A 17,792-nucleotide genomic window follows, 5' to 3' on the forward strand; every position below is an offset into this window, starting at 1 on the left:
CTTACTTATCACGATAGGGCTTTGCGCCCCTACACCTTTAAGGTAATAGCACATGCTGCTAACCCTAAAACTTTCATTCCAGCTTGATTAAGTGTTTGCATAGCAGACATAGCAGTCGCACCCGTTGTGTAAATGTCATCAACCAAAAGCACCGGAACTTCTGGACGGCGGCGAAAATCTTTGCCTATTCCAAAAGCTTCAGTTAAATTTTTGGCTCGCTTAGAGGCTGATAAAGAATATTGCGCTTCAGTCGCTCGCACCCTTTGCAAACCATTTTGTTTCAATTTTAATCCAGTTGTTTCGCAAAAACTTTGGGCTATCAATGCAGCTTGGTTATATCCCCGGTCTTTTTGCTTATTAGCGTGGAGTGGAATAGGAACAACCACAATCTTCTCGTAAACGGGCGTATGCAATAGCCATGCTTCTCCTAAGGATTGACCCAAAGGACGGGCAATTTGGGGTTGATTTTCGTATTTCATTGCAGCGATCGCCCGTTTGAGGATACCGCTATACGCCCCCCAAGCAAACACTGGTAGGGGGTCTTTCCACAGATATTTGGGGTCTTTTAGGTGACATTTTTGCAACTGTCTGCTACAGTTTTGACACAAATCCTGGGAGGTCGGACGTTGGCAAAGGGGGCAGTTGGATTGTAGAAAAAGGTTGAGTAAACCTTTAAAATTTTGAGTCCAGTTTTTCATTTCAGGTCAATGACTACCTTCTACTTTACCGATACTTTGTATAAAACAGGATAATGTAAAAATCGTATTAAATAATTTCTATCTTGCGTAAAATCGCTGAGTGAACGCGAAAGATAACTCAAGCCATATTTTGTTTCGTATGGCTTCAATTAGGTTCTAGAAACCCTGTTTAAAGCAGCACATATTGTTGCAACAGACTTATAGCATAAATTGACTCAGAATTTTGGCAAAAAACCAGAAAAACAGAAAAACAAATGAGCCATGCTAGAAAAAATAGCCATAGCAGCTTGCCTGAGTTAGAGGAGTCGAAAGACACCCAAAAGGCAAGTAGGAGAAGGGATCATTCTGCTTTCCCTTTTATCCATCTGCTATCAAGACTTTTAGAAGTAACACAAATCATTGCCATGTGGGCAGGCGGGATGCTAAGAGGACGCAATTACCTAGCATCCAAATTGTCTTGGAGCACGAAAATAAAAAGGGGCACGACAATTGCTGCACTAGTGATGGCTGCAATTTTAGCCGGACATAGTGTATCGGCGCAGGTCAATGGGCCGCTTCCCTTGTCGCAGATAGAGGTTCCAAAACCAAAGAATTTAGGAGATTTCGTAAAGGACGAAAAGGCTGCGATCGCCCTAGGAAAATCTCTTTTCTGGGATATGCAGCTTGGCAGCGATGGCATCCAGTCCTGTGCCAGCTGTCACTTTCATGCCGGAGTTGACAACAGATCCAAGAACCAGATCAGCCCAGGTCTTTTGGATACGGCTTTCACTACGGGAGGCAGTCCGAACTACCAGTTGACGGCAGCAGATTACCCATTCCATAAGCTGGCAGACCCAAATAACATTTCATCGACCGTTGTGTCGGACAGTAATGACGTCACCGGCTCTCAAGGGGTCTTTAGGTCAGAATTCGTTGACGTCAATCCTGGCAGTGACAAGGACAAAGTGACGCCTTTGAAGGATGATGTCTTCAATGTCAAAGGCACGAACGTACGTCGGGTAACGCCCCGCAATTCACCGTCGGTGATCAACGCAGTGTTCAACTTTCGTAACTTCTGGGACGGACTGGCTCAGAACACCTTCAACGGGGTGAATCCCTTAGGGTTGAGAGACCCGAATGCTTTTGTTTTGAAAGCAACCACCCAGAGGCGGCTGGAAGATGTGCAAGTTAGTCTCAATAATTCCTCTCTAGCTTCACAGGCGGTGGGACCGCCGCTTAATGCCTTCGAGACGGCATTTGAAAACACCAGTATCATCTCACCGTTTAGGGTTGAGGAGTCCGAAGCAAACGATACGGTTAGCGTGACCAACGCCCAAGGTCAGGCGGTTGAGAATAACCCTGATTCGCAGGCGTCCCAAAACAGTCAAAGCACTACCGACAGCACTGACTCCTCAGGGCAACAACTTTCGCCATCAAGTCCCACGCCTTTGAAAAGGTTTGGTAGAAAACTCGGTAAGAAGCTACTTGCCTTGCAGCCCCTTGCCAAGCAGATTGTGGCTTATGATGACAGCGTTTTAGGTCCTTTAAGCAGATCGTCTGCCAATTCGCCCAGACAAGGTCTGAGAAAGTCCTACGAGGCGTTGATCCGGGACGCCTTCAAACCGGAGTGGTGGCGATCAAATGTGGTCATCCGAGTTGATCCAAAAACCGGCGAGCGAACCTTCCTCCGTAAGCCGAAGCGCCGCTTGAGCACTATCGAATACACGCAGATGGAGTACAACTTCTCGCTGTTCTTTGGGTTGGCAGTTCAGGCGTACGAATCAACATTGGTGTCTGATGATACACCTTTTGACCAGTTCTTAGCCAAGAAGCCTAACGCCCTGACTGACCAGCAACAGCAGGGGTGGACCATTTTCCAGAATAGTGGGTGTATTGGCTGCCACGCAGGATCGGAATTGACCGCCGCTTCAGTAAGTACCGTAACTCAAAGGGGACGAATCTCACGTGCGCCTGTGCAGGCTGGTGGGCTCGCCGAAGACACTGGCTTCTTCAGCATTGGTGTCAGACCCTCCAGCGAAGACCCCGGTTTGGGTGGTCTTGATAGGAATGATAAAGATGAGTCAGGAAATCCGTTGGGCAATCCGCTCTCCGAGGTACGGCTGGCTCAGCAAGGGAAATTTAAAGATCTCCTCGGCGAAGACCCCCCTACGCTCAATCCCCCGCTAAGTCCCAGTGAAACGGTGGTTGCAGACGGAGCCTTCAAGGCACCCGGACTTCGCAATGTCGAACTCACTGCCCCCTACTTCCATAACGGTGGTCAGGCGACGCTGGAGCAAGTGGTTGATTTTTACAGTCGGGGCGGGGACTTTGGCGGTTTGCGAGTGCTGAACCTGGAACCAAAGGATAAACAGGCGCTGGTTGCCTTTTTGAAAGGGTTGACTGATGAACGAGTCCGCTATCAAAAAGCGCCCTTCGACCACCCGGAACTGTTCGTTCCTAACGGACATCCAGGAGACCAAAACTCCGTCACCATCGACCCCAACGTCAAAACCAATGACGACACCACGCAAGCGACGGATGCTCTGTTGAAAATCCCCGCTGTTGGTCGTAACGGTGGCAATCCTCTGCCGAACTTCCTCGCAACCTCTTAAATAACAGGGATCAATCCTACCTCTAAGATTGACCTTGAATCGTGTTAACTGATGAAAAGCCTGGGAAACCAGGCTTTTTTAATAGAGCAAAATTAAAGAACTTTGACATACACTCTATCGCAACGAGCTGTTTCTACGCCTGTTGCTTTTTGATATCCGTTGCTTTCATACAGCTTGACTGCTTCGGTCAAAACACTGGCGGTTTCAATCCAAATTTGCTGAAAACCACGGGATGCGATCGCCTCTGGCGCTGCGCTCCGCGCAATCGCTGCTTCTAACTGTTGTAGCAAATATTTCCCCAATCCTAAACCTCTCACGCTGGGTAAAAGATACATTTTGCGTATTTCTACGGCTTTTTCCCCTCGTGTGATCGGGTAGTATGCCCCAGTACCCACAAGTTGGTTTTGGTATTCGATTACCCAAAACTCTCCCCCAGTTGCTAAGTAGTATTCTTCCACTTGCAGCACATCTCGGTCTGCTCCTTGTGGCTCCCAACCCAAACCGTATTCTGATAATACAGACCGGATAATTTCAGCCGCAGGAGCGCGATCGCGCTCTTCCCAGTTACGAATCAAAAAATCCTTATAGTAACTTTTCATTTGCAATAACAGTATTAAAAGCTCTAGACAAAGAACTCCATCCCCTCATAGGGATTTTCCTTTGCTGTCTTAATTCGTGTTGCCAAATCGGAAGCGTGAATCTCTAGTTTATGATGATTCGGGTCAGTAAAGTAAACAGATGCACCTTCACTGGTATTTTCCTGCCAAATTTTGGCTTGTGAGTTTCTAATCCGGTCACTGATTTTTGCAAAATCTTGTTCACAAACCGTGAAAGCAATATGGGTATACTCTTTGAGGGGAGCATCTCTGGTGTTTTCATCCTCAAAGATGCAAAACCACAAATCCCCCGCAAGAAAGTAAGCGCCTTTTTTCCATTTTGCTATCGGTTGAAAGCCTAAAACTTCTTGGTAAAACTGGAAAGATTCTTCCAAGTTTTTGACAGATAGATTGATATGATTAATACCAGTAATCATCAAGCTGTCTCTCTCCTGGTACTTTTAGCTGTGGATACGGGGTTCTGGGTGCAAACTTGCTAACAAGTCACTTTCGGCAACTGCCAACTCATCCAGTCGTTGCATAACAATTTCACGGTCAAAGTAAGTATCAGCCAGAACCCAGTATGTACCATAGTGCCGCGCTTCAGATGCCATCAAGCTGTGATAAAATTTCGCTAATTCTGGCTCAGGGCAGTGAATTGCTAACAATCCCAAGCGTTCGTGACTGCGAGCTTCAATTAAACCGGTGACGAGCAAAGAATCTAAAAACCGCTCTGGTTCTTTGGGGCGAACTTGTGCTTTCAAACCAGCACCGTAAGGAGGCGGCTGTAAATTAGCAAGGGGGATATTCCGGCGTTCCAGCCATTGATTGACCAGTTCAAAGTGTTCTAGTTCTTCGCGGGCGATTTTGGTGAGTTCCCGCACCATTTTGGCATTAGAAGGGTAGCGAAACATAAAGTTTAACGCTGCACTAGCTGCTTTGCGCTCGCAGTGGGAGTGGTCGAGGAGAATGGTGTCTAAGTTAGATATTGCTTGTTCCACCCAAGCGGAACTCGTGGGTTGTTTCAGGGCGTTAATCGTCGGTAACTGAGATGAAAGCACGGGTTTTGGGTTATAAAACTCTACATTTTAAATGTAATCTTGGGCTGCATCAATAGGCATTTTTTAGATGTATAACCCAAGATGAGCAGGCTGGCTCTTTTTACGAACATTATGAATTTATTCGTTTCCCAGATTTCCCTTACGCGATTGTTTCTACCAATGACGGCGAGCGCCAAAATTTTTGAGTAAATTAAGGAATAGTTGCATTCCTTGATGAAGTAAGAAATACGACTTATAAAAGTATAAGCTCGCGCCATATCACGAAGCGCGATTGGCGCAAAACTATGTTACTGAAAGAACCTAATATGTCGCAATATTTCAAAGCCGCAATTTTTGACATGGATGGTCTGCTTTTTGACACAGAAAGAATTGCTCGCTGGGCTTGGAAGAAAGCTCTAGAAAATCATGGCTATGAGATGAGTGACGATTTATTCAACGACTTATACAAAAAGTTTGTCGGTCGAGACTTGTCATGGCGGAAAAAAGTTTTAAAAAGAAGATATGGCGAAAGCTTTCCTTTTGAGTCTGTTACAGCCCAACGCATTGAACTCGGAGATGATCGAGAAATGCAACAAGGTCTTCCTATAAAACCAGGTGCATTAGAATTATTAAATCAGTTAAGTACGCTTGGAGTCATTCTTGGCTTGGCAACTGGGACATCTTTAGTCAGAACAATCCGACGTTTGACCAGCGCTGGTATTTATCAAAATTTTGCAACAATTGTCACAAGCGAAGATGTCGCCCAAGGTAAGCCTGCTCCTGATATTTTTCTAGAAGTCAGTCGCAGAATTGGTGTTGCTCCTCAAGAATGTGTGGTTTTTGAGGACTCATATGTCGGTGTCCAAGGAGCCTCATCGGCTGGGATGTGTACTATTATGGTTCCTGATCTAGAACAGCCATCTGCTCAAATAAAAAGTTTGGCTTACAAAGTGTTGAACTCTTTAGAGCAAGCAAGTGAATTATTAGAGGAATTGTTTGGGTTCGGATCTGTTAACAAACTGGTTTAAGCCGTCATAAAAGGCTTGTAATTATAAAGCCAATCTAGAAACTCCTCACCAGTCGGCGTTTGTGACTGCTCCTGCGTCTGCCTAGAAAATGTTTCGCTGTCGGTTTCATAGCTGCGCATATCCGCCAATGCACTGCGGGTTTGGATAATTTGTGTGCGATCAATGCGGCGCTTCTCGTAGCTACTAAGAGCTTCTTCAATGCTAGATGATTGGGAAAAGCATTGGGCAAGTTCGTATGCATCTTCAAAAGTGGTACTAGCACCCTGTCCAATCGAAGTTGCCATTGGATGAGCAGCATCTCCTAAGAGTGTTACCCTGCCTTTACTCCAGTGGGCTAATGGTGGGCGATCGCAAATAGGTCCCTCCAAGATTTGCTCAGCTTCTGTTGCGTCTACGAGTCCTCGCAAAGATTCTTCCCACTCAGCAACTTCATTAAGAACGCGAGACTTAGCAAGAGTCGCACTGTCGGAAACAGAGAAATCTGACGATAACTTACGAATAGCCCAAAAGATATATCCGTCACCTACATTAAGAAGGCGCATTATCTGTTTATTTCCTTTTATAGAAATGATTTCATCAGGCTTAAGTAGCTCGTAGTTATATTTGATGACAGCCCGCCAAATCATACTTCCCACATAATGAGGCTTCCCATCCCCAATTAACTTTTCTCTGACAACCGAGTTTAAACCATCGGCTCCAACCAGTAAATCTGCATATACCTTTTTTCCATTTTCAAAGTATATTTCCACACCGTTATCATTCTGTTCAAAGCCGACGCAGCGATGATTGAGGTGGATGATTTCGGGTGGTAGTTTTGATGCAAGGATTTGTTGCAAACGCCACCACCAAATCGTTAGAAATGGCTGTCCGTATTTCTCTAAATACCTGCTTCTTATTGGGTTAATCGCGATTGTTTCTCCTGTCATTTTTTTGAAAATTCCCTGACGAACGTCGCAGCCCGAACGTTTAAGGTCTTCAACTATGCTTTGTTCAATGACAGCAAGGCAGTTTAAGCCGTTTGGAGCAATAGTGAGACCAGCGCCTGCAGGACGAAATTCTTGTGCTTTTTCGTAAACGTGAATGTCGAACCCTTGCTTTCGCAGTGCTATAGCAGTAGCTAGACCACCAAGTCCAGCACCGACAATGGCAACTTTTTCGATGATAGGTTTCGATAATTTCTCAATTTGTGTTTTCATAAAATCAGATTCAAATCTCCAAATTCGTGCCACAAGTAACCTCGCTGCACAGCATCCTCGTAAGCTTGCTTAATCTTCTGTGCTGCAAGAAACGCAGTCAGCAAGTCGAGGTGGCTGGCTTCTGGTTCATGCAAGCCAGTTAGCAAACCATCCACTGTTTTAAGTTTATGCTCAGCAGTAATATGTAATCGCGTGTAGCCATGTTGAGGTTGTACTTTCCCATTCGCATCTGCAACCGATTCCAAAGCGCGGACTACGGTAGTACCAACGGCAATGACTCGTCCTCCTTCCTTATGGGTGTGGTTAATCTTCTGTGCCGCTGCTTCACTGATATAATATTCTTCTTCTGAGGCGAGATGCTGTGCGTCCAGTTCATCATCCATATAAGAAGATAAACCCGTATGTAGTACGATGTGTGCTGTTTCCACCCCACGGCGCTTTAAATTAAAAAGTAGCTTCCACGTAAAAGCTCGTCCTGCTGATGGCATCTCTGCGGAACCCGGTTCTTTGGCGTAGACAGTTTGATAGTAGTCTAAATCCCAAGGTGCTGAAACATATTCATAACGAATCGGACGCCCTAGGCGATAGAGTGTGTCCATCAACTCAGTTCTTGATTTTGAGAAGCGGATTTTCCATAGTTGCGGAATATGAGTGTCGCGATTCTCTACAGTAGCAGTTAACCCTCGACCAAAGTCAATCTGCGTCCCTGTTTGCAAGCTACAGGTGGGTAGTTGCTGGCATAAAGGTAAAGCAAGCCAAGAATCATCCGCAAGATGCTGCGCTAAGCGGATTTCCATACATTGTCCTTTCGGTATCTCACAGCCATCAAGAGAAGCCGGAAGGGTACGACTGGTATTAAAGACTAATAAATCACCAGGGCGCAGGAATTCACCAATGCTATTGAAATAGGTATGTTCGACTCTATAGTCATTACGGTTAATGACCATCAATCGCACTTGATCACGGGCAATTCCCCTGCGCTCTGGTGGTTCTTTTGCGGAAAGCTCCGCCGGAAGTGTAAAAGTAAAGGGTTTTGTTAACATATAACATCTACCAACAGTATTGTTGTATGAATCATTACTTTTTGAAAGTAGTACTTTTGATTATGAAAAACACTTCTTTCGATAGATGACTCATGAGTATTACTAATTTTGTTGTAGTAAGCGCTTAAGCGCTCACTACTTACTTGTTACCGATTTAAACGAGCGCTGGTTCTTCTGTTTGCTGACCCCAATTTTCTTCCTGAGCTTGAAATCTTTGCCCGTTGACGTGGCGTGATTCATCCGAAGCTAAGTAAATGAACACTTCAGTCACATCTGCTGGATTTGCCCATTGGGTGGGATCTTCCTCTGGTTCTGCTGCACGGTGCATGGCGGTATTCATATCACCTGGATCTACCCAATTGACGCGCACACCGCTGTCTTCAAGTTCCGCCGCCCATGTCTGGGACATTCCTTCAATACCGAATTTCGAGATGCCATAAGCGCCCCAACCAGGGTAACCATTTACCCCTGCATCACTTGTGACGTTGATAATGGAACCGCCATTTTCAATCATCGCTGGTAATGCCTTTTTAATGAGTAAAAATGGGGCAATTAAATTGGTGTTGATAACGTTACGGAAATCCTCAAGCGGGTAGTCGAGTAAGTAAGGCATGGGAGAGGGACCAATGCTCGATGCATTATTCACTAAAATGTCGAGATGACTGTTGAATTCGCATAAAGTTGTCGCAACAACACGCTCGATATCTTCGTGCTTAGTTAAATCAGCGCCAATGATGAGAACTTGTGTTTTGGGTGCGATTTCCTGGATATCTTTACGCACTTGATTCAGCCACTCAACATTACGCGCCACAATCGATATTCCTGCTGCTCCTTCACGAGCAAAATCAATTGCGAGTTGCCTTCCTAATCCTTGTGATGCCCCCGTGATTAAGGCATACTTTCCTTGTAATCTATTCATTTTCTACTCCTTTATATTACCAGTCAATTGGTTGGCGATCGCGGAAGAATCCACCCGTTGCACCTTCATCAGGAAGAGTTGCCAGCCAGACAATCGTATCGACTCCTTGCTCTGGTGTGCGGGGTGCGTTTGGACCACCCATATCGGTTTTCACCCAACCTGGACAAACGGAATTCACTAATATATTTTTGCCTTGTAATTCGTTCGCAAGAATCCGCGTTAAGGCATTCAAAGCGGTTTTGGAAATGCGATACGTAGGAACACCGCTTCCCATATCAGTCAGTTGTGCCGCGCCAGAAGAAACATTCACTATCCGTCCATAATTTTGTTTCTGCATCAACCCAATCAACGCTTGAGTCACTCGCAAAACACCGTAAACATTTGTTTCCATCGTTTGCCGCAAAGTGTCAATTTTGGCATCAAACACACTGTTTCCACCTGTTTGAGAATCGATGTAGATGGCTGCGTTATTTACTAAGACATCGAGTTTGCCAAACTGCTCACGAATAAATTCAGCTAATTTCTGGCTGCTTTCATCATTAGTGACATCAAGGGGATGAAAAATGACATTCAAACCTTCAGCTTGTAACTTTTCGGCAGCAGCTTTGCCTTTTGCTTCATCTCGGCTGGTGAGAACCACCTGATATCCTTTCTTAGCCAACTGACGAGAAGCTTCAAATCCCAAACCGCGATTTGCACCAGTTACTACAGCTACTTTCTGTGTTGTAGTCATTGTTTATTCTCCTATTGGGTAATAGTAGTAGGCACTTCAGCGCCCACCACAAGCCATTATTTCAGTGCGTACTCTGAGTTATATTCAACCAACTCCATCTCATTACCATCAGGATCATTGACATAAATTCTGTGCTTAGTTTCAGGAGCTGTCATTGTGTAATATTCAATGTTCTCAGCATCAAGCAATTTTTTCATGGCTTCGCCGTCTTTAATCACAAAGCCAACATGATTTATGCCAATACTTTCGTAGGGCGTATGCACGCGCTCTTGGTTACTTTCATCGTTGAGAGCTAGATAAAATTGGTTATTTCCCAAATGCATCCAGCGTCTACCCTCGAATACTCCTTCGGCGCGTACATACCAATCAGGAAATAGGGTTTGATAAAACTTCTTTGTTGCTTCAATATCTTTGCAAGAAACGTTTATGTGTTCAAAGCGAATCAAGTCCATTGTTTTGCTCCTTTTGGTTTTCATATTTCTCGTTGCCTGGCTCTGCGAGGGAATGGTTATTGTTTCTCGTTCCCTGCCTCTGTTTCTCGTTCCCTGCCTCTGCCAGGGAATGATTATTGTTGGAGGCTCTGCCTTTCCTCAAAAGACAGTCAAAAAACTTATGGACAAAAAACTTATGGAAAATGTGAGGCGGAGCCTCAGGGAATCCGTTACCAGGCTGAGCCTGGGAACGAGAAGTACCAGGAATTATCCTAAAGCAATATCCAAAAACATCATGACGACAAAGCCAAACATCACACCAATAGTTCCTTCTTTTTCTAAACCTTTACGATGAGATTCCGGGATAATTTCATCACAGATGACAAACAACATTGCTCCCGCTGCAAATGCCATTGCCCAAGGCAATATGAAATTAGCAATACTCACCACACCAGCACCAATCACACCGCCAATTGGTTCGACTAAACCCGTCAGCAGCGAAATCCACAAAGCATAACCTCGTGAATATTTCTCACCTACCAAAGCTAATGCTACGACTAAACCTTCAGGAATATTTTGCAAACCAATACCCAAAGCAACGGGAATTCCATCGCTAATATTATTATTGCCAAAATTTACTCCCACAGCTAATCCTTCGGGGAAGTTGTGAATGGTAATTGCGGCAATAAATAGCCAAATTCGTTTTAGATTACTGCCACGAACGCTTTCTTCCTGCTTGAAAAAGTGTTCGTGCGGCAATAACTTATGTGCCAGTTGCAGAAATACTCCCCCAAGCAAAATACCGATGACGATAATTAAGGCTGCAATGACTTTGGAGTAACCTTGGGCTACAGCTGCTTCCGTACCAGGCACAACTAACGAAAACGATGTCGCCGCTAACATCACTCCCCCACCAAACCCCAGCATGATTCCCTGCACACGCTGCGTGAGATTTATTGGCAGTAAAATCGGCAAGGCACCGAGAACTGTGGCAAGTCCTGCACCTAAACTAGCAACTGCACCGATAACAAGGCTTTGCATACTTGGGGTTCTTCATTTAATCTTCCTGATTTAAATCATAGTCGGTATGATTATGAGTTGCCAACTAATTCGCAAAAAAATCGCTGACATTTTGTCTGCCTGCGATTATCCGATAAGTGTTACGGTAGTGCAAAAATTTCAGAAAGTATTGACAAATCTAGCTTTGTGCGTCTTACAAGGGATAAGAAGAAGAAGCCACTTCCTCGTTCAAGCCGCAGACCATGTTGTTGTTGTCAGTTGGGTTGTAAGCCATCAACTCAGCGACTTGCGCTTTGTTAAGTCTACTAACGTAGACGCGCCTTGTGGTTTGGTCAACCTGAGCTTCACTATATGGTAGTAGTACCTGCTTACCAGTCATTTCGTCATTGAGTGAGACAACCAAGTACTGGGAATGTCCGGCTTCATCGACTAAGATTTCCACCACTTGCCCCGCCTTTTCCTCTTGAGCAGTGTAGACCTCAAACTGCATGAGTTCATGCTCTCTAAAAGAGCGACGGGAACTCGCTTCAAAGTCTTCGATTCTTGAAAGCGTCATAGTTTTCTCCTGTTTTGTATCTAGTTTTTTGTAGTGTGATGTCTTGTCAGCGACTAGTAAGACCGCGTGCCCACCTTAATGGGATCACTGACTACGGCTCTACTTTTGGGGGTCGTTGGCTAGGTAATTAAACTCTCCTCACATTTGAAAACTCTCTGCCAATTCATCCTTTGGGCAAATAGTTAGTTCCTTTGGCTTGCACCATTGAATCTGAACACTAATTCCTTGTGCTCCTTCGTTTAGGAGATCCTCAATGTAACCATCTTGGTCAACAATAGCTTGCTGAGCACTCTCGAAAGGTCCAAAGTAGTAGGTACAGCAGGGCTCAGAGGAGACAATTTGTACCCACCAGCCCTTTTCCATTGGCTCCTTTTCAAGGATTTCTGCTAAATTCATGCCAGTTTCCTGCAATTATCTTGATTGGACTACCTACATTCACCTAAGGGATGAAATCAAGGCTCAAAGCTGAGAATTGAGATGTCAACCAAACAGTAAGAAGAGGCATTGCTAAGCTAAACCTCTTCAAGAATGTGGTGGTTAAACTCTGGGGAGTTTTTTTAGAGAATATGCACAATATTCTGGCGAATCAAAGTTTTTCTATTCGGCAAAGATTAAAAACTTATTCTTTAGACTATAGAAAGTAGCAGTCAAATTCAGTAGGTGATTTACCCAATATAAGTAGGTAGATACCCGCTTTTAGAGAAATGTAAACTTATGGCAAATCAAAAGGCACCTCCTCACTATATGGATAGTAGGTTAAAAGATACTTTACAAGCGCAGCTCAACCAATCGCTTCGCTTTACAGGCTGCATGGGTTCTAGAAACTTGATTTATTTGAGTAATTTATTATTTGGAAGTCCCTTAGCCAGAGCGATTGCTGGTTGTACCGCAGTGCCAGAATGCAATCGCAAAACTTTTCCGTCTACTGAAGGTGGATTGTTAACAATAGTTTCATTCGTAGACTTCAAGCTTAGCTCATATGTAAACTGTAAACTTGTGTGAATAGGCTGCGTCCTTGTTATAGGTGACTTTGATGCAACTGCAAAAGACTAGGCGCTACCGAGGAGTCATCCTAACTACACAGGGGTGGGGCAAGTTTCAAGCTGCCAAAATCCAAGCTGAGTTCAACGAGAATGCCGGGGATCGCTTCACACTGGAAGAACTCAGTGAGCGCATGGGCTTGTCCTTAAATACGATCGCCAAAGTGCTGGGACACTCAGATCCCGTAGACAAGCAATCGTTGCAATGGGCATTCCGAGCCTTTGGCTTAGAGTTAAGCAGGAATGATTATTCTCGAGCCAGTGCTGCTATTGAGGAAGCAGAAGTAATCGTCCAAGCAGAGCAGCCCCAGCCAAATTGGGGTAGTGCCATCGATACCTCTACCTTCTGTGGACGTAGTGAAGAACTGGTGCGCCTCAAGCAGTGGGTGTTGGAGGAACAGTGCCGCCTCGTCCTGCTGCTGGGCATTGGTGGGATTGGCAAAAGCACCTTGGCAGCCAAACTGGTACAGCAAATTCAAAGCGAGTTTGAGGTGGTGGTGTGGCGATCGCTGCAAAATGCCCCGCCGTTGGAAGAGTGGTTAGAAGGTGTGCTGCCTGTTTTGCTGCGGGCGCAGGGAGAGGACATCGCTGTGCCAAGTAGCTTGTCGGGGAAAGTGCTGAAGCTGATGGAGGGTTTACGCTCCTGCCGCTGTTTGCTGATTCTGGACAATGCCGAGACTATCCTGAGTGCAGGGCAAACCGGACAGTATCGAGCGGGCTATGAGGGATACGGTCAACTGTTCAGGGATATTGGAGAGGTATCCCATCAAAGTTGCTTACTGCTCACCAGCCGCGAAAAGCCCAGAGAAATTGTGCCACTAGAAGGTGAGAAACTTTCGGTGCGATCGCTGCTGCTCAAGGGACTGAACCCAGAAGCAGGACGAGAACTGTTTCGGTACAAAGGGACATTTGCGGGTACGGAATCCCAATGGGAGAGATTAGTTGCACATTATAGTGGCAACCCGCTGGCGCTAAAGCTGGTGGCAGCTGCGACTCAAGAACTGTTTAATGGCAGAATTGCCGAAGTATTGAACTATGTCGAGCAGGGGTTAGCCGTTTTTGACGACATTCGAGACTTGCTCCAGCGACAATTTGATCGCTTGTCTCTTATTGAGCAGGAAATGATCTTTTGGTTAGCTGTCAACCGGGAACCGATCTCGCTTTTTGAGTTGAGTGAGGATGTTGTCACCACTACTTCTAAGCGCAAACTACCGGACGCGATTCGGTCTTTGTTGCGGCGATGTCTAATCGATAAGGCTACGCCTACGCTGATTGAAAAGGAGGGTGAGCGCTTTTTTCTACAGCCTGTGGTGCTGGAGTATGCGACCGATCAGTTCGTTGAGTGCGTCTCTAGGGAAATTGTCACGCAAACGCCAGATCGACTCAGAACGCATGCGCTGATCAAAGCACAAGCAAAAGATTACGTCCGCCAGATGCAGAAACGGCTGATTATTGAGGTGCTCGCCGAACAGTTGCTGATCCACTTTGGCAACCCTCAAGCCCTTCAACAGCAGTTGAAAGCCATGCTGGAGCGGCAACAGCAGCAAGCGCCGCGATCGCCAAACTATATTGCGGGCAATCTCCTCAACCTGCTGGTGCATCTGCAGGCTGATTTGCGAGGCTGTGACTTTTCAGCGCTAACCGTGTGGCAAGCCGACTTGCGGCAGGTCAACCTGGCAGGGGTCAATTTTCGCAACGCTGATTTGGCAACATCTGTGTTTACTGAAACTTTAGGTGGTATTATTTCATTAGCTTTTACCCCGGATGGCGAACGATTGGCAACGGGCGATGCAGATGGAAAGATCCGCTTGTGGCGAGTGGCGGATGGAAAGCAGCTTTTGACGATTCAAGGACATGGGAGTTGGGTCTGGTCGATCGGCTTTAGCCCTGATGGGCAGACGCTTGCTAGTGGCAGCGAGGACTCTGCCATTTGCTTGTGGGATGCTACGTCTGGTCAGTGCCTTAAAACCTTACAGGGACAGACGAATGGAGTACGCTCTGTCAGCTTTAGTCCCGATGGGCAGACGCTTGCCAGTAGCAGCGAGGACTCTACCATTTGCTTGTGGGATGTTGCGTCTGGTCAGTGTCTTAAAACTTTACAGGAGAATACTCAGCGAGCTTTGACGATCAGCTTCAGTCCGGATGGTCAAACTCTCGTGACTGGCGGTGATGATGCTGCTATTCGGCTGTGGAACGTGCAAAATGGTCAGTGTCTCAATGTGTTGCACGGTCATACGGGTTGGATTTGGTCAGTCAGCTTCAGCCCGGATGGTCAGCAGATCGCGAGCTGCGGTGATGATGCTGCCATTCGCCTGTGGAACGTGCAAAATGGTCAATGCCTCAATGTGTTGCACGGTCATACAGACAGCATCCAGTCTGTCTGCTTCAGTCCCGTTGGCGTTAGCCTGCCGTCAGGCATTGGTCAGCAGATCGCGAGCTGCGGTGATGATGCTACCATTCGCCTGTGGAACGTGCAAAACGGTCAGTGCCTTAACGTGTTGCACGGTCATAGAGGTCGCATCCGCTCAGTCAGCTTTAGCCCCGATGGTCAGATCCTGGCTAGTGGTAGCAATGATTTCTCCATCCGTCTGTGGGATGCGCAAAACGGTTGGTGCCTCAAAGTCCTACAGGGAAATTCGTGTGGCATCCACTCGATTAGCTTCAACCCGGATGGTCAGACTTTGGTCAGTGGCGGAGAGGATGCTGCCATTCGCCTATGGGATGTGCACAACGGTCAGTGCCTCAACACGCTGCACGGTCATACCCGTTGGATATATTCAGTCAACTTCAGTCCCGATGGTCAGTTTTTGGTGAGTGGCAGCACCGAGCGAACTGTAGGGTTGTGGAATGTGCAAGAGGGTCGGTGTCTGAGAATATTGCACGGTCATACGGGTTGGGTCTGGTCAGTCAGCTTTAACCCTAATGGTCAGACTTTGGCGAGCGGCAGTCAAGATACCACCGTGCGGTTGTGGAATGTGCAAGACGGTGAGTGCCTCAAGGTGTTGCATGGTCATACGGGTTGGGTTCACTCTGTTAGCTTCAGTTCCGATGGTCAGACTTTGGTGAGTGGCAGTGATGACCGAACCATGCGGTTGTGGAATGTGCAAGACGGTGAGTGCTTCAAGGTGTTGTATGCTCCCAGAGGCATCTGCTCCGTTCGCTTCAGTCCTGACGATCGCACCTTAGCCAGTGGACATTTTGATGGTACTGTCCGAATATGGGATATCCAAAGTGGTCAATGTCTCCAGGTGTTGCATGGTCATACGGGTTGTGCCTGGTCGGTCAACTATGCGCCAAGCGCAGGCTCCGCCAACAGCCCTGGTGGTCAAACTCTGGCAAGCGGTGGTTTCGATGCTTCGATTCGCTTATGGAATGTGCAAAACGGTCAATGCCTCAACGTCTTGCAAGGTCACACAGAGGCAGTCTTTGCCATCAGGTTCAGCCCAAATGGTCAGATACTTGCCAGTGGCAGCCATGATGAGACGATTAAGCTTTGGGATGTGAGAACAGGTGAGTGTCTCAAAACGCTAACAGCCGATCGCCTGTACGAGGGTATGAACATTAGGGGCGCTCAAGGATTAACCGTCGCGCAGCAAGCAGCGCTCTTGGCATTAGGGGCAGTTGAAAACTAAAAAGACTGCTTAGACTGTCGCTTCTGTGCGATCGTTCTTAACAGTTGTTGGTATGCCGCCTGCGATCGCTGCAATTCCTCAGACAGCAGCTGAGGTGTGATCATCTCTAGAGAGATAATTTGCTCTAGGTTTTCTAAGGTTTGATAGGCAGCGTCTACACCCACCGTGAGGCTAGCATGCGTTGGGCTGTAATGGTCCTGCTCTTGTAGAATCAGTGGAGACAGCGCTAGCACTGTGCCTGCACCCACGAGGGATTTGATGTAATACTGGGCGTGGAATCGAGCATTCCTAATGTTGGTGATATCCCACAGCAAACGCTGTGGCTGTGCTCCCAAACGCGCTAACGCCTGCCAACGATCGCTCTGATAAATGGTTTGATACCGCTGATACATGACCTTTGCCTGAGCGATAGCGAAGCGCTGCTGCGTAGCGCAGATCGCAACATCGCCGCGAAAGGGCTCTGGTAGTCCTCGTTCCTGTTCTGCTTCCAGGTGCGTGGTGATCAGGGCAGTGATCGCCTCATCAAGACGACTGACTGAAAAACTAGCGACACTCGCAATGGTGCTGACTTCCTTTCCTTGCTTCGCCAGGACTTCTAGTCCCCTCAAGTACGCTTCTGCGACCTGTTCGTAGACAGCTTGGGAAAAAAGCGACGTTACATTAATGTTGATGCCCTGGTGGATCAGTTGCTCAATCACTGACACAGTCGCAGAAGTGGCTGGAATCTTGAGCATCAAATTAGACCAACCCACGGTTTGCCAGAGCCGACGGGCTTCAGTCAGCGTTGCCTGAGGATCAAGCGCAACCTGGGGTGGCAGATCTAAGTTGACAAAGCCATCACCAGCATGAGTTCGGTTATGAACCGCTTTCATTAGATCAGCCGTTAGTTGCATATCCTGAACCGTGAGATATTCGTAAATCCATTGAGCATTGATATTGGGTTGACGTACAGTGGCTCGAAAATCGCAATCGTAGCTTCTCTCTCGAATTGCCCGCTCTAAACTCGTGAAGTTTGAGATCACACCGCGCAAGCCGTTGTCAATTGATCGCTCCAACTGACCTGTGAGAATCAAATTACGCTCAAGACCATCGAGCCAGACGGATTGCCCGTGCTGCCGGAGGGTTTGTAGAAGGTTCATCTTATTAGCTCATTCGAGCATCAATTTTTTATTTGCCAACCCTCACCAGTCCCGATAGCGTAAGCGCAAAGCGTGCCGCAGGCATACGCGGAGCGAGTCCAGAGGACTCAGCCTCTCCGTAAGGAGAAGC

At 46.7% G+C, this 17,792-nt stretch carries 17 protein-coding genes; 4 read left to right on the forward strand and 13 right to left on the reverse strand.

Going from position 1 to position 17,792, the window contains the following annotated elements:
* Positions 1-29 precede the first annotated feature (29 nt).
* Positions 30-698: a ComF family protein gene (locus tag AACT52_RS21035; RefSeq protein ID WP_073633211.1), complete on the reverse strand. Its 669-nt coding sequence runs from the start codon at positions 696-698 to the stop codon at positions 30-32.
* A gap of 503 nt (positions 699-1,201) precedes the next feature.
* Between AACT52_RS21035 and AACT52_RS21040 the strand changes: the two genes are divergently transcribed.
* Positions 1,202-3,289 carry a cytochrome-c peroxidase gene (locus AACT52_RS21040; protein ID WP_337251639.1) on the forward strand — a complete coding sequence of 696 codons (2,088 nt, stop codon included), beginning with the start codon at positions 1,202-1,204 and terminating at the stop codon, positions 3,287-3,289.
* A gap of 92 nt (positions 3,290-3,381) precedes the next feature.
* Here the strand turns inward: AACT52_RS21040 and AACT52_RS21045 are convergent, their stop codons facing one another.
* From AACT52_RS21045 to AACT52_RS21055, 3 genes are read right to left on the reverse strand one after another with little or no spacing between them, the layout of a single operon-like run.
* Positions 3,382-3,888, reverse strand: a complete 507-nt coding sequence (locus tag AACT52_RS21045; protein ID WP_073633213.1) for a GNAT family N-acetyltransferase — start codon at positions 3,886-3,888, stop codon at positions 3,382-3,384.
* Positions 3,889-3,911: 23 nt separating this feature from the next.
* On the reverse strand, positions 3,912-4,322 hold the full coding sequence (locus AACT52_RS21050; protein WP_073633214.1) for a VOC family protein: 411 nt from the start codon (positions 4,320-4,322) through the stop codon (positions 3,912-3,914).
* Positions 4,323-4,346: 24 nt separating this feature from the next.
* Positions 4,347-4,946, reverse strand: coding sequence for a tRNA-(ms[2]io[6]A)-hydroxylase (locus AACT52_RS21055; RefSeq protein WP_073633215.1), 600 nt, complete (start codon positions 4,944-4,946; stop codon positions 4,347-4,349).
* A 284-nt stretch (positions 4,947-5,230) separates the two neighbouring features.
* Between AACT52_RS21055 and AACT52_RS21060 the strand changes: the two genes are divergently transcribed.
* Complete coding sequence (locus tag AACT52_RS21060) at positions 5,231-5,953, forward strand: HAD family hydrolase (protein ID WP_233154032.1); 723 nt, start codon at positions 5,231-5,233, stop codon at positions 5,951-5,953.
* Here AACT52_RS21060 and AACT52_RS21065 read toward each other — a convergent pair.
* The 8 genes from AACT52_RS21065 to AACT52_RS21100 form a co-directional block, all read right to left on the reverse strand.
* A complete protein-coding gene (locus tag AACT52_RS21065) occupies positions 5,950-7,149 on the reverse strand; it encodes an FAD-dependent oxidoreductase (RefSeq protein WP_073633217.1) in 1,200 nt (399 codons plus the stop codon). The genes AACT52_RS21060 and AACT52_RS21065 overlap by 4 nt on opposite strands.
* Positions 7,146-8,192: an S-adenosylmethionine:tRNA ribosyltransferase-isomerase gene (locus AACT52_RS21070; RefSeq protein WP_073633218.1), complete on the reverse strand. Its 1,047-nt coding sequence runs from the start codon at positions 8,190-8,192 to the stop codon at positions 7,146-7,148. The genes AACT52_RS21065 and AACT52_RS21070 overlap by 4 nt, the downstream gene beginning before the upstream one ends.
* Before the next feature lie 154 nt (positions 8,193-8,346).
* Positions 8,347-9,111: an SDR family NAD(P)-dependent oxidoreductase gene (locus tag AACT52_RS21075; RefSeq protein WP_073633219.1), complete on the reverse strand. Its 765-nt coding sequence runs from the start codon at positions 9,109-9,111 to the stop codon at positions 8,347-8,349.
* Between the two features lie 16 nt (positions 9,112-9,127).
* A complete protein-coding gene (locus AACT52_RS21080; RefSeq protein ID WP_073633220.1) occupies positions 9,128-9,844 on the reverse strand; it encodes an SDR family oxidoreductase in 717 nt (238 codons plus the stop codon).
* Between the two features lie 56 nt (positions 9,845-9,900).
* Complete coding sequence (locus tag AACT52_RS21085) at positions 9,901-10,296, reverse strand: VOC family protein (protein WP_073633221.1); 396 nt, start codon at positions 10,294-10,296, stop codon at positions 9,901-9,903.
* Between the two features lie 246 nt (positions 10,297-10,542).
* The gene (locus AACT52_RS21090) at positions 10,543-11,316 is read right to left on the reverse strand and encodes a ZIP family metal transporter (RefSeq protein WP_073633222.1); all 774 of its coding nucleotides are present in this window, start codon (positions 11,314-11,316) and stop codon (positions 10,543-10,545) included.
* 172 nt (positions 11,317-11,488) lie between these two features.
* A complete protein-coding gene (locus AACT52_RS21095; protein WP_073633223.1) occupies positions 11,489-11,851 on the reverse strand; it encodes a PRC-barrel domain-containing protein in 363 nt (120 codons plus the stop codon).
* A gap of 138 nt (positions 11,852-11,989) precedes the next feature.
* Positions 11,990-12,247: a DUF1816 domain-containing protein gene (locus AACT52_RS21100; RefSeq protein ID WP_073633224.1), complete on the reverse strand. Its 258-nt coding sequence runs from the start codon at positions 12,245-12,247 to the stop codon at positions 11,990-11,992.
* Between the two features lie 318 nt (positions 12,248-12,565).
* Here AACT52_RS21100 and AACT52_RS21105 point away from each other — a divergent pair, with 318 nt between their 5' ends.
* Both AACT52_RS21105 and AACT52_RS21110 read left to right on the forward strand, forming a co-directional pair.
* The gene (locus AACT52_RS21105; protein WP_073633225.1) at positions 12,566-12,853 is read left to right on the forward strand and encodes a hypothetical protein; all 288 of its coding nucleotides are present in this window, start codon (positions 12,566-12,568) and stop codon (positions 12,851-12,853) included.
* A gap of 31 nt (positions 12,854-12,884) precedes the next feature.
* Positions 12,885-16,523 (forward strand): NB-ARC domain-containing protein, encoded by a 3,639-nt coding sequence (locus AACT52_RS21110; protein WP_073633226.1) that lies wholly within the window; start codon positions 12,885-12,887, stop codon positions 16,521-16,523.
* Here the strand turns inward: AACT52_RS21110 and AACT52_RS21115 are convergent.
* A complete protein-coding gene (locus AACT52_RS21115; RefSeq protein WP_073633227.1) occupies positions 16,520-17,662 on the reverse strand; it encodes a transaldolase family protein in 1,143 nt (380 codons plus the stop codon). The genes AACT52_RS21110 and AACT52_RS21115 overlap by 4 nt on opposite strands.
* Between the last annotated feature and the right edge of the window lie 130 nt (positions 17,663-17,792).

It is taken from the genome of Scytonema sp. HK-05 (assembly GCF_963872035.1).
GTDB lineage: Bacteria > Cyanobacteriota > Cyanobacteriia > Cyanobacteriales > Nostocaceae > Kalymmatonema.

Coding starts and splice junctions, on each gene's coding strand:
- AACT52_RS21035 (WP_073633211.1), bottom strand. CDS start 698: ATGAAAAACTGGACTCAAAATTTTAAAGGTTTACTCAACCTTTTTCTA.
- AACT52_RS21095 (WP_073633223.1), bottom strand. CDS start 11,851: ATGACGCTTTCAAGAATCGAAGACTTTGAAGCGAGTTCCCGTCGCTCT.
- AACT52_RS21065 (WP_073633217.1), bottom strand. CDS start 7,149: ATGAAAACACAAATTGAGAAATTATCGAAACCTATCATCGAAAAAGTT.
- AACT52_RS21110 (WP_073633226.1), top strand. CDS start 12,885: ATGCAACTGCAAAAGACTAGGCGCTACCGAGGAGTCATCCTAACTACA.
- AACT52_RS21050 (WP_073633214.1), bottom strand. CDS start 4,322: ATGATTACTGGTATTAATCATATCAATCTATCTGTCAAAAACTTGGAA.
- AACT52_RS21060 (WP_233154032.1), top strand. CDS start 5,231: ATGTTACTGAAAGAACCTAATATGTCGCAATATTTCAAAGCCGCAATT.
- AACT52_RS21040 (WP_337251639.1), top strand. CDS start 1,202: ATGGCTGCAATTTTAGCCGGACATAGTGTATCGGCGCAGGTCAATGGG.
- AACT52_RS21045 (WP_073633213.1), bottom strand. CDS start 3,888: ATGAAAAGTTACTATAAGGATTTTTTGATTCGTAACTGGGAAGAGCGC.
- AACT52_RS21070 (WP_073633218.1), bottom strand. CDS start 8,192: ATGTTAACAAAACCCTTTACTTTTACACTTCCGGCGGAGCTTTCCGCA.
- AACT52_RS21115 (WP_073633227.1), bottom strand. CDS start 17,662: ATGAACCTTCTACAAACCCTCCGGCAGCACGGGCAATCCGTCTGGCTC.
- AACT52_RS21080 (WP_073633220.1), bottom strand. CDS start 9,844: ATGACTACAACACAGAAAGTAGCTGTAGTAACTGGTGCAAATCGCGGT.
- AACT52_RS21075 (WP_073633219.1), bottom strand. CDS start 9,111: ATGAATAGATTACAAGGAAAGTATGCCTTAATCACGGGGGCATCACAA.
- AACT52_RS21105 (WP_073633225.1), top strand. CDS start 12,566: ATGGCAAATCAAAAGGCACCTCCTCACTATATGGATAGTAGGTTAAAA.
- AACT52_RS21090 (WP_073633222.1), bottom strand. CDS start 11,316: ATGCAAAGCCTTGTTATCGGTGCAGTTGCTAGTTTAGGTGCAGGACTT.
- AACT52_RS21100 (WP_073633224.1), bottom strand. CDS start 12,247: ATGAATTTAGCAGAAATCCTTGAAAAGGAGCCAATGGAAAAGGGCTGG.
- AACT52_RS21085 (WP_073633221.1), bottom strand. CDS start 10,296: ATGGACTTGATTCGCTTTGAACACATAAACGTTTCTTGCAAAGATATT.